This is a genomic window from Synechococcus sp. R60.1, assembly GCF_047461835.1.
In the GTDB taxonomy this organism is placed as follows: domain Bacteria; phylum Cyanobacteriota; class Cyanobacteriia; order Thermostichales; family Thermostichaceae; genus Thermostichus.
In genome coordinates this window covers 19,694-30,926 of the sequence record NZ_JANSIA010000025.1, presented here as the reverse complement: position 1 = coordinate 30,926, position 11,233 = coordinate 19,694, and the positions used below count along the sequence as shown (strand labels likewise).

Below are 11,233 nucleotides of genomic sequence, written 5' to 3'. Positions count from 1 at the left end.
CAATGACTTTTGCCAAACCGCCTAAAGCTCAGTAAATTCAGCAAAGTTCAGGGTTTTGGGGGTTAGAGGCATGCTCCCTGAACGCTCGGCGCCGCTTCCGCGACCATCCCTGGCTCCTTTCCCTCTGGGAGAGGGGGCAATGCAAACAACTGTAGATTTGTACAAACAACTGTAGATTTGTACTGAGATGATCTTGAGAGTTTTGGACTAGAGCTGGGTGGAGCTCTCCTAAGACTAGGTAGCCCGTAGCTGCACCGGCATAACCAAATAACAGAGCCGCATTGCCCCAAGGGGCTTCCAGATGGCCGGCTGCGTGGCGCCGTTTAGCTCCAGGCTCACCTGCTGCGTATGAAACACCCTGAGGGCATCCAGCAGGTAACGCACATTGAAGGCCAGCTCCAGGTCAGGACCAGACATCTGCACTGGCAACGATTCCTCGCCACTGCCCACATCGGGCGCCTCGGTGCTGATGCGCAGGGTTTGGGTTGCGGCAGAAAGATTGAACTTGACGATGTCGTTTCTTTGGGCAGCAAGTACTCCCACCCGTTCCAGCGACTCAATCAAAGGCCGACGCTCCAGGGTTATCTGCCGCTCAAATTGCCTGGGAATCAGGCGGTTGTAGTCGGGATATTGGCCCTCCAAAAGGCGGCTGGTGATCCGCTGTTGGCACTGCGTTTTGCTGGCGCGAGGAGGCAGCACAAACTGCACCTGGGATCGGTCAAACCGCAATTCCACCGTAGAGGCCGCAGTCTGGGTGCCGAGGATGCGCTCCACCTCTCGCAAAGTGCGAGCGGGAATGGTGAAATCCAACCCTATTTCCTCATGGGCCGAAGCAACCGGGATCCCTTCGGCCTCCACCTGCACCATCGCCAGACGGTGCCCATCGGTGGCTGCAAACTCCAGGCAAGGGGGATCCCCCGCCAAGAGCTTGACATGCACCCCTGTGAGCACCTGCTTGGTCTCATCTCCAGAGGCCGCAAAAAGGGTTTGGCCGATCCCTTGCAACAGGCTCTCGATGGGCAGCTCCAGGGCCTGAGCTGTTGGGCTTTCCTCCCCCACAAAATCGCCATCTGCGTCGGCGGTGCGGAGCAGTATTTCCGGTAGGGTGGGGTACTCTTCAGCCGACAGGCTGCGCACTTGATACTGGCCGGCTGCCGACGTGAGGAGCACGGGGGCGTCATCTTGAGCCTGGCCGTTCGCGTTGGTGGCGCGGAGCGCCAGAGTCATCGGGCCGCTGGGCAGGCGGCTGACGATGTCGCTGAGCAGCTTTGCAGGCAGGGTGGTGCGACCGGATCCCTTGACCTGAGCCTCGAACTCGCTGCGAATGCACAAGTTCAAGTCAAAGGCGGTCAAAGCAACCCGCTGAGTTTCCGCGTCGGCCTCCACCAACACATTGGCCAAAACGGGCAGGGCGGGGCGGCTGGCCACAGCCCGTCCAACGGAAGTGAGGTGGTGGCTGAGATCGGCTTGCTCGCAGGTGAAGCTGAAACCCTCCGGAGACGAGTCCACGGCCCCGTCAAGGTATCCCTCCCCACGCTGAGGAGCTGCAGTCTTGCTGCTGCGCAACACTGCCGCAAATGACTCGGCCTCGAGTTCTCGATCCACAGGACGTTGAGCTTGCACCATGGGGGGCACTTGAGGGCTGCACACGCAGATCCTACACCGACTGCCCCGGTTGGATCCCTCCCCTTGCGGTCGAGTTTTGGAAAATTTGCCTCGCGCGTAGGACAGATCTGAAATTTCGATCCCTGCCTAATTTAATTTTTTGATCTAGTAGTAGTAGGGGCTGTGGAAACTGTGGAAAGTGATCGTCAACACCTTGCGCCATGAGCTTTTGAGCTTATTCCCCACCTGTGGAAAAACTGTGGATAACTTGGCCACTTTTCCACAGAGTATTTATACCTGTTAATAACTTGGGGGGTTTTTCCACAGGTTTTCCACAAATTTTTCAGGTTTTTCCACAGGTTTTCCACAGGCTAATGTTGTGATTTCCTGACAAATTCATAAAAATTAACACACAGTCAGTGTGAGATCCCCTAAGGTAGTGAATCCTTCCCCCTAGATATGGCTGGGGATTCCACCGGAGCTGGGGCGGGCTTCGCTGGATTTCCACAGGTTTTCCACAGGCTGTCGAAGAAAGCCTGGGATATTGCTCTGGGCTTGTCGGCCTTGCCTGGCCACCTGTGAGCTGACACGGGATTCTTGGCAAGACCCCAGAGGAGCGGGAAAGCGCTCTGCGCACCAGAAGCGGCAAAGGAGGTCAGGATGAGGATGGGACAGCGCCTGACCCAAAATTGGGCTGCTGCAGGAGCGAGTCGCAATAGGGATGCGGTCTAGAGTCCGTACCCGCGAAGGGCCAGGCGTAGGTCAACGGGATCCGTTTTGGTGATGGCGGGAGCGCAGCACGATCACGTCAGAAAGCTGGCGCAGTTGACTTTGAACCTGGGTGAGCTGTTTCTTATCACGTACATCGATACAGAGATCGATCAGGGCGGTGCGGTTGGCAAAAGTTTGTACCTTAGCATTGCGAACATTAATGCCTTGATCCGATAGGCGGGAAAGGATGTCCCGCAGCACCCCGACGCGGTCGATAACCTCCAGATGCAGTTCTACCGGGTAGATCTGGGCGCTCTGCCGCAGTTGCTCTTCGTTCCATCGTACCGGCACCAGCCGTTCCCCCGAAACCTGGGCCACCCTTGGGCAATCCCGGTGATGGATGCTGATCCCCTTAAAGCGGGTGACCACGCCCAAGATCGGATCCCCCGGCAGCGGATTACAACACTTGGCCAACTGGTGTTTCAGACCCTCCACCCCCAGAATGGGAGATTGGGATTTGATAGAACTGGGAGCCGCAGAAGCCCGTGGCAACAACAGCTTGGATCCCTCAAGCGATTCCTCCTCTGTGGGAGCAGATACTGCCGGCCTGCTGACCTCCTGCAGCCGATGGATCACCAGCGTGGGGGTTGTCTCACCATAACCCAGAGCGGCTAACAAATCCTCTACACTGGCGTAGTTGAGCTTTTCGGCTACCTTCTGCATCCGCTCTGATTTGAGCAGGGCATCAAAGCCCGTTTTGCCCAGCTCCCGCTCCAGCAAATGCCGGCCCCGCGCGATGTTTTGCTCGCGATTGGAGCGCTTAAACCATTGGCGAATGCGATTGCGGGCAGAGCTGGTGGCAACGAAATTGATCCAGTCCAGGCTGGGATGGGCATTTTTGTGCGTGATGATCTGCACAATGTCGCCGTTGCGCAGGCGGGTATCCAGGGGCACGATCTTGTTGTTTACCCGCGCTCCTGCACAGTGATCCCCAACTTCGGAGTGGATGCGATAGGCGAAGTCCACCGGACAGGATCCCTGGGGCAGGGCCAGCAAGTCCCCCTTGGGCGTAAAGACGTAAACCTCGCTCTCAAACAGGTTCTCGCGAAGGGTGTCCAGATACTCTTTGTCGTCTTTGAGGTCGTTTTGCCACTCCAACAGCTGTCGCAGCCAGGTGAAGCGCTCCTCGTCGGGCTTGACAGTGGTGCTGCCGGCCTCCTTGTACTTCCAGTGGGCGGCGATCCCGTACTCAGCCACGCGGTGCATCTCTTCGGTGCGGATCTGCACCTCCACCGGTCTTCCCTGCGGGCCAATCACCGCCGTATGCAAAGATTGGTAACGATTGGCCTTGGGCAAGCCAATGTAGTCTTTGAAACGCCCGGGGATGGGGCGAAAGCAGTTGTGAACGACTGCCAGCACCCGATAGCACTCGCTGTTGGTATGCACGATCACCCGCACTGCCGAGAGATCGTAAATCTCGTGAAATTCTTTGTGCTGCTGCTGCATCTTGCGATAGATGCTGTACAAATGTTTGGGCCGTCCGCTGATCTCAAAGCGTTCCAGTCCCGCTTGAAGAAGGTTCTGCCGCAGCTCTTCGATAAAAGCTTGGATCTCGGCCTCTCGCTCGGCGCGCTTGGCGTTGACCAATTCCTGAATCTTCCGGTAAGCCTCGTAGTCCAGATACTTAAAAGCCAAGTCTTCCAGTTCCCATTTGAAATGCCAGATCCCCAGCCGGTTGGCCAAAGGGGCGAAAATTTCCATGGTTTCGGCTGCAATTTGCCGTTGCTTACTGGGGGAGAGATACTGCAGCGTGCGCATGTTGTGTAAGCGATCCGCCAGCTTGACCACGATGACTCGAATATCTTTGGCCATGGCCACAAACATGCGGCGGAAATTTTCCGCTTGCTGCTCGGTTTTGCTGGAGAAATTGAACTTAGAGAGTTTGGTAACTCCTTCTACCAGTAGGCGAACTTCAGAGCCGAATTCAGCTTCCAGGGCTTCTGGGGTAACTTCTGTATCCTCAATAACATCGTGCAAAAGGCCCGCTGCCACCGTCACCGCATCTCCCCCCAGCTCCCGCAGGAGAGTGGCCACGGCTACCGGATGGGCAATGTAGGGATCCCCCGATTTGCGTTTTTGGCCCTGATGCAAACAGTAAGAAAACTCAAAGGCACGGCGCAGCAGATCGGCTTCTTCAGCCGTGTAGGGCCGCAACCCATCGCCGGGATCCTCGGCACCGGAAAGCAGAGCACGCAGCCACCCTGGCACCTCAAAACCGAGGCTATTCAGGTCGAGACCTCTATCTGAGGTGGCAATGACAGCCGTCTGACCCATGCGAACCCGGCGAAAAGGGATGTTTAATTACTGACTATAGTTCATCCAGCTTAGCCGCCGACAGATTAGAGGAGGAAAAAACGGCTGGAATAAAAAGAGGCATTGGCTGTCTGCCAACGCCGACCGCTTGCCATCCTCGGCAGATCGAGGCTTAGTCTTCGCTCCACTCCTCGCAGTTGCCGATCAAATCGCAGAGGGGATCCGAGGGGCAGTAGTCTTGCAACTCCAGCTCTTGGGCAATCGCCTGCCACTCCCGCTGCGGGAAAAAGGGTTGCAGGTGGGCAATGGCTGCAGAGCGGCGTAAGACCCCCTGCTGAATGAGGCGACGAGCTTCCTCCTGGATGGCCTCAACCGCATAGTGGGTGGCTTGTAAAGTGGGCATAGCTTAACCTACACGTGGAATGGATGGGACGCACCGAAGGGTCAGGGAAAATCTTGCCTCGCTACCCCCATCATAGAACTGGGTCTCGTTTCGTAGCAAGAGATACAAGTTTGTATTGCAGGCAACCTTAAGGCCCGCTTAAAAGCCCAAGCCATCGGCTCCTGCGGTCACTATGCCTTTTTCTGGGTTCAGAGTGACGATAGATCCATCCCGGATTAAGCGGGTAGCATCCTTGACCCCCACCAGCACCGGCACCCCCAGCCGCAGGCCAATGACCGCCGCATGAGAGGAGGCTCCCTCTTCTTCGGTAATCACGCCGGCTGCCTGTTTGATGGCCTCCACATAGTTGGCGTCGGTGGATTGGGCAACCAAAATGTCTCCGGCGGTGATTTTGCCGGCATCGAGGCTGGATCTCAAGATGCGGGCCGGGCCGCTGACAATGCCTTTGCCAAACCCTTTGCCTTGAGCCACCACCGCTTTCACCACATCCACCTTGATCAGATCGGTGGATCCCGCAACGCCTGGCAGGGTTCCTGCACTGAGCACCACCAAGTCGCCATCCTTGAGCAAGCCATCTTCCTGAGCCAAGCTGATGGCCGCTTGAAAGGTCTGGCGGGTGGTGGCCAAATCCATAACCAACAGCGGATGTACCCCCCAAACCAACTGCAGCCGCCGTGCCACTTCCACATGGGGGGTTACGGCTAGGATGGGAGTGCGGGGGCGAAACTTAGAGACATTGCGAGCAGTAGCCCCTGTTTTGGTCAGGGTCATCACGGCTACAGCATCCAACTCTTGGGCGATCTCCCCCACGGCGCGGCTGATCGAGTCGGTGATCAGGGTTTTGGGCCGCATTCCAGCAGGACTGTTGCCGTTGTTTTGGCTCAGCTCCTGCATGGCAAGGGCGCGAAGGCGTTGTCGTCGGTCGGCGGAGGTCAGGTCAAAGTAATCGCGCTCGGTGCGCACGGCAATGCGGGCCATGGTGGCAACGGCCTCGACAGGGTATTTGCCCACAGCCGTCTCGTTGGAGAGCATGACGGCATCGGTGCCATCCAAAATGGCGTTGGCCACATCGGAGATCTCGGCACGGGTGGGTCGGGGGCTGTGCACCATGCTGTCCAGCATTTGGGTGGCCGTAATTACCGGGATCCCCAGGGAGTTGGCCAGGGCGATCACCCGCTTCTGCAGGATCGGCACCTCTTCCGCAGGCAGCTCTACCCCCAGATCTCCCCGCGCCACCATCACACCGTCGCTGAGGGCCAAAATCTGGGGCAGCTGTTCAATGGCCTCGTGTTTCTCGATCTTGACGATGATGGGTACCCGCTTGTCGGCTGAGCCCGAAGAAGGCCGTTTGGCAGAGGCGATGAGCTCCCGCAGCTCCAGCACATCAGAGGGATCCCGCACAAAGCTGAGGGCCACCCAATCCACCCCTTGGTTGAGGCCGAAGTAGAGATCTTCTTTATCCTTTGGGGTCACGGCGCGGATGCTCAGGCGCACACCGGGGAAATTGACCCCCTTGTTGTTGGAGAGGGTACCCCCGACAATGGTGCGGCAGAAGAGTTCGCCCGCTTCCGGATCCACGGCTTCCACCCGCATCTCCACTCGACCGTCGTCGATGAGGATCGTCGCTCCTTCGGGCACTTCTTGGGCCAGCTTGTCGTAGGTGACCCAGCTGCGCTCTTGGGATCCCAAGACAGGTTTGCTGGTCAACACAAAGGGATCCCCTGCCTTGAGGGTGATCGAGCCTTCGGCGAACTTGCCCAGGCGGATTTTGGGCCCCTGCAGGTCTTGCAAAATGGCGACCTGGATGCCCAGATCCATCGCGGTTTGGCGGATCAGGCGAATGCTGCGGCGGTGTAGCTCGTGATCCCCATGGGAGAAGTTCAGGCGAAGGGTGGTTGCCCCTTGCAGGATCATCTCCCTGAGAATGGCTGGATTTGAGCTGGCAGGGCCGATGGTGGCAACAATTTTGGTGCGTCGAAAAGAATCCCTCAAATGCATGTCCACTGTTCCCAAGGGAGAGCAGCCCAGATCCTTCCCCCACATAGGGATCTCTCTGATTACGATAACCCGTTATGTCTTTTTTGAGGCACCGCTTTTTTAAAATCCCCAGCGAGAGAGGATGGGAAAATAGGCAAAGCAGAGTGTAGAGATCCATCTGGAGTCGAGCGATGCCGGTTGCCCCCGAATACGCCTTCCCCTTCGAGCACCATCAGAAGTTCTCTCTCGACAACCCCACCATCTCCAGCCCAGGGGTTTCCAAGCGGGAATACATAGCCAGCAGAGTACTGCAGGGTATCGTGAGCAATCCCCAGACTCCTGTTGGCGATTTGTCTCCTGAGCAACGACAGGCTTTGGTCTATACGGCGGTGTTGTTGGCAGATGATTTGTTGGCGGCCCTCGGCGCTCAGTAGAGAGGTTCTTGAGATTGCAGCGCACCCTCTTGGGGTGAGGTTTAGGCCGAGGTTGACCGTTCGCGGCGGGGGGCCGTAGGCTCTGCTACTACATACGCCGCAGCCGTTGAGTCAACTCTTCCCCCAAGCGCATCCATTTTGCTATCTCTTCGGGATTCACCTGTCGGTCATTCTGCCAGAGAATGAGGTGGGCGCCAGCTCCTTCGGCGCAATAGTTGGGATGCTGCTCCCAAAAACCAAGGACGCCAGGATGGAACCGCAGCCGAACTTGGGCTTCATTCTCTCCTCGCAAGAGATAGCTCCGGGAGAACTTAGGGTGGCTCTCGAAATTGATATCTTGCATGCCAAAAGCTTTGGCGATGCCATGGAAAAGGGCATTTTCGGGGTGCAGCCGAAAACGGGGCAGATGAAGATCCTCGTGATAGGCGTAGAAGACGGACTGGCGATAAGTGCTAGAACTCTTGCCCCTGCCGCGGGTGTATTGGTAATCAAAAACGGTAATCTCAGTGCCATCGATCAGCCGCTTGGACATCGAATTATAGAAACGCCGCCCATGGCCTCGTTCAAACAGTCCAAAGCCTGCTTGCAACAAGCGAGATCGAATCTCTTCAGGCAACTGGGCAGAAAAGCGCATTCCTAGCTGTGCAGCTACCCGCTCCAGAGCTTCTCGACGTTTCTTTTCGTGGTAAAGGGCTAGAGCCAAGATCCCGGCAGCCAGAGCTAAAAACAAGATAAAAATAAGCAACCCCATACCGTCTCCCTCGGCTTACAGACTGCAGCGCCCATCCCCACAATACCTGAGCAGATTTCCAAAAGGATCCCTGCCTTCGACCATTCAGCCGAGCGGTCTCCTCTTGTCTTTTGTAGAGAAGTGACCCAATACAGCTGAGTGTGTCAAAGTTTGACGAAATTGTAGGGAGCGGTGAAGTTGTTGTAGCGAATGCGCAGCCGCCCCTGGAAGGTCTGGTCTAGCTCCTCTACTTTTTGGGCAAAAACCGGCTCATCTTCCCAATTGATCAAAAACGAGCCGTTGTAGGCCATGTTTTCGGTGAGCAGATCTCCTTCTACGCGGTCGCTGGCCAAGGGGCTGAGGGCTGCTGTAAAGGTCTGGGCAATGCGCTGACGTCGCTGCTCTAAGAGCTGCTCCAGAGCCCGTCCGATCTCGACTACCGCGTCCAGCCCCAGAGGAGCGCCGGCCATTTCGTCCCGCCGAGCTTTGAGGGCAGGGTTTTCCTCTAGCCCCAGCTTGAGCTCCTGCTCGGGATCCCAGAAGACTTTGACTCCCACCTCCCGCTTGCCCTCCAGGCGCTCCAGCAGAGCCAGCAGATCCGCCAAGCGGGGCTGCACCAAGTCCCGTTCCACCTGCTCCCAGCCGCTCACCACCAGGCCAAATTGCAGAGGCAGCAGAGCCCGGTGTCCCTCGTTCATCACTTTTTCCAGCACGGCCTCATGGGCGAGCAAGTTGGCCCGGCTGGCCAGGTAGCGCTCCTGTCGAGCCTGGGAGTACAAGAAGGCCAGGGATCCCAGCCCATGAACCTGCACCGGCTGCTTGTCCAGCCCCACCACACTCAGATGACGCGGGCCAGGGGCAGCGACGATCCCGTAGAGGTAGAGGGCGCTATGGGGATTTGCCGTTGGCATTGCTGCGGGCATCTCCGATCAGCCACGTGAGGTTGGACTCTTCGGTGTCGATGGCATTGCCATCCGAGGAAATGCAGTAGCGACCCATCACCATCTGGTGGCGTAGGGTCACGCCTGCCGCAATCTGGGTGTAGTTAAAAATCAAGCTGCCATCCAGCGTACACCCTTCATTCAACACACATCCGTAGCCAATTGCCGTGGGGCCGATGAGTTTGACCCCGTCCGCCAAATAGCTGCTGGCCCCGATGTAGACCGGTGGCTCGATGTGGATGCGATCCCAGTTGGCGCGGATGTTGATCCCCGTCCATACGCCGGGTTGAATCTGGATCCCAGGCACCTTGACTCCCTTGATCTCGCCGCGCAGCACTTTTTGCACCGCCAGCCAGTAGTCGTGGGTGCGGCCAATGTCCACCCACTGAAAGTCAGCCGTGATCCCATAAAAGGGGGCACCCGCTTTCACCAAGGCCGGGAAGAGATCGCTGCCGATGTCGTAGGGGCAGCCAGGGGGAATGTAGTCGAACACTTCCGGCTCGAAAACATAGATGCCGGTGTTGATGGTGTGGCCGAGGGCCTCTTCCCGCCTAGGCTTTTCTTGGAAAGCAGTGATGCGACCCGTCTCGTCGGTGACTACCACCCCATAGCTGGAGACCTGGCTGGGATCCACCTGCCGCAGGACCACAGTGGCCAGCGCTCCCTTGGATTTGTGGAAGTTGACGATCTGCGTGAGGTTCAGGTCGATCAGGGCATCCCCACAGAGCACCACAAAGGTACTGTCGAAAAATCCGGAGAAATCCTGGATCTTGCGCATACCGCCAGCGGAGCCCAGAGGTTCGGCCACCGGCTGGCCGTTCTCAAAATGGCCTTCGAAGGAAAAGCCGATGTGAACCCCCCATTGCTGCCCATCTCGAAAGTAGTCTTCGATTTGGTGGGCCAAGTGGCTGGTGTTGACCATGATCTGGTCGAAGCCGTGTTCCCGCAGCAGCTCCACCAAAAATTCCATGACAGGCTTGTGCAAAATGGGGATCATCGGCTTCGGCATCATGTAGGTGATGGGCCGCACCCGCGTGCCTTTGCCTGCTGCCAGGATCATGGCTTTCATGCCGTCATCACTCCTCCGGGCTAACCGTGCTCTGACTTTATCATCCCAGGATCGGCATTCCAGAGAACCGGCGGGGCTTTCAAGAGGCCGGGGAATCGCTGCTGGGATTCCGATCCCCTACAATCAAGGGGGCTTGCTCTTCTGGGCATTTCGCCAAGGGTTTCCCCTGAGCCCCTCGTTTTGCCCCGTCTCTCCTGAGAGTTCCACCCGGCAGACGGGGATCCCAGCATTCTTACATTGATTGCTCCTGGCCCAAGATTCAGACGGATGTATCAGACAAATGTAGTAGATCCTGAAAAAGATGCTGGATGGCCGTCCCGACAGCCCACCCATCACGATTGCCCTGGCCAAGGGGGCCTTGCTGCCTGAGGCCATTCAATGCCTGCAGCAGGTGGGGATCGATTTCAGCCGTTTTTTGGATCCCGGCAATCGCCTGCTGCGGATTGAATCCCCCACCCGGCTGAACGGACAACGCTACGAAGCGCTGCTGGTGCGCACTCACGATGTGCCGGTGTACGTGGAGTACGGGCAGGCGCAGTTGGGCATTGTCGGCTACGACGTCTTGCGGGAGCGCTATGCCGGCACCGAAGCGCGGGTGGCCCACCTGTTGGATCTCCAATTTGGCCACTGTCGCATGTCGGTGGCCCTTCCCCAAGATAGCCCCTACCACTCGGCAGCTCAGTTGCCTGCTCATGCCCGCGTGGCTTCTAAGTTTGTCGGCTGCGCCCGGGAGTATTTTGACCGCCTGGATTTGCCGGTGGAGCTTATCTCTCTCTATGGTTCGGTGGAGTTGGCCCCCCTCACCGGCATGGCCGATGCCATCGTCGACTTGGTAGCCACAGGGCGCACCCTGAGGGAAAACGGCCTGATTGAGCGAGACTGCCTATTCGAGAGTACAGCTCGCCTGATTGCCCATCCCATCAGCTACCGTGTCAACCAACAGCCTATCCGCGAGCTGGTCACCCAGATTCGGGAACGCTGGCTGGGATCCCTGTTGGTGGGTGGCTAATTTTGAGGCACTTCCTCTGAGGGGGATCACGATTGCGTACA

General features: G+C 57.6%; 9 protein-coding genes. 2 read left to right on the top strand and 7 right to left on the bottom strand.

Going from position 1 to position 11,233, the window contains the following annotated elements; all coding sequences use genetic code 11:
• Positions 1 to 234: 234 nt before the first annotated feature.
• The 4 genes from dnaN to pyk all read right to left on the bottom strand — a co-directional run bounded on the left by dnaN (position 235) and on the right by pyk (position 7,030).
• Entirely contained in the window at positions 235 to 1,626 is a 1,392-nt protein-coding gene (dnaN, locus tag NW834_RS05430) for a DNA polymerase III subunit beta (protein ID WP_414426245.1), read from the bottom strand.
• A 741-nt stretch (positions 1,627 to 2,367) separates the two neighbouring features.
• Positions 2,368 to 4,650 carry a RelA/SpoT family protein gene (locus NW834_RS05425; RefSeq protein ID WP_414416283.1) on the bottom strand — a complete coding sequence of 761 codons (2,283 nt, stop codon included), beginning with the start codon at positions 4,648 to 4,650 and terminating at the stop codon, positions 2,368 to 2,370.
• Between the two features lie 151 nt (positions 4,651 to 4,801).
• A complete protein-coding gene (locus NW834_RS05420) occupies positions 4,802 to 5,032 on the bottom strand; it encodes a DUF4327 family protein (RefSeq protein ID WP_414342658.1) in 231 nt (76 codons plus the stop codon).
• 138 nt (positions 5,033 to 5,170) lie between these two features.
• Positions 5,171 to 7,030 (bottom strand): pyruvate kinase, encoded by a 1,860-nt coding sequence (pyk, locus tag NW834_RS05415; protein WP_414342660.1) that lies wholly within the window; start codon positions 7,028 to 7,030, stop codon positions 5,171 to 5,173.
• A gap of 170 nt (positions 7,031 to 7,200) precedes the next feature.
• On the opposite strand from pyk, the gene NW834_RS05410 reads away from it, so the two are divergent.
• Complete coding sequence (locus NW834_RS05410; RefSeq protein ID WP_414351871.1) at positions 7,201 to 7,443, top strand: hypothetical protein; 243 nt, start codon at positions 7,201 to 7,203, stop codon at positions 7,441 to 7,443.
• 88 nt (positions 7,444 to 7,531) lie between these two features.
• Here the strand turns inward: NW834_RS05410 and NW834_RS05405 are convergent, their stop codons facing one another.
• The 3 genes from NW834_RS05405 to NW834_RS05395 form a co-directional block, all read right to left on the bottom strand.
• Entirely contained in the window at positions 7,532 to 8,194 is a 663-nt protein-coding gene (locus NW834_RS05405) for a hypothetical protein (protein ID WP_414418922.1), read from the bottom strand.
• 143 nt (positions 8,195 to 8,337) lie between these two features.
• Complete coding sequence (locus NW834_RS05400; protein WP_148202725.1) at positions 8,338 to 9,096, bottom strand: GvpL/GvpF family gas vesicle protein; 759 nt, start codon at positions 9,094 to 9,096, stop codon at positions 8,338 to 8,340.
• A complete protein-coding gene (locus NW834_RS05395; RefSeq protein WP_414329069.1) occupies positions 9,062 to 10,183 on the bottom strand; it encodes a sugar phosphate nucleotidyltransferase in 1,122 nt (373 codons plus the stop codon). The genes NW834_RS05400 and NW834_RS05395 overlap by 35 nt, the downstream gene beginning before the upstream one ends.
• A gap of 301 nt (positions 10,184 to 10,484) precedes the next feature.
• Between NW834_RS05395 and hisG the strand changes: the two genes are divergently transcribed.
• Complete coding sequence (hisG, locus tag NW834_RS05390) at positions 10,485 to 11,192, top strand: ATP phosphoribosyltransferase (protein ID WP_414418921.1); 708 nt, start codon at positions 10,485 to 10,487, stop codon at positions 11,190 to 11,192.
• Positions 11,193 to 11,233 lie beyond the last annotated feature (41 nt).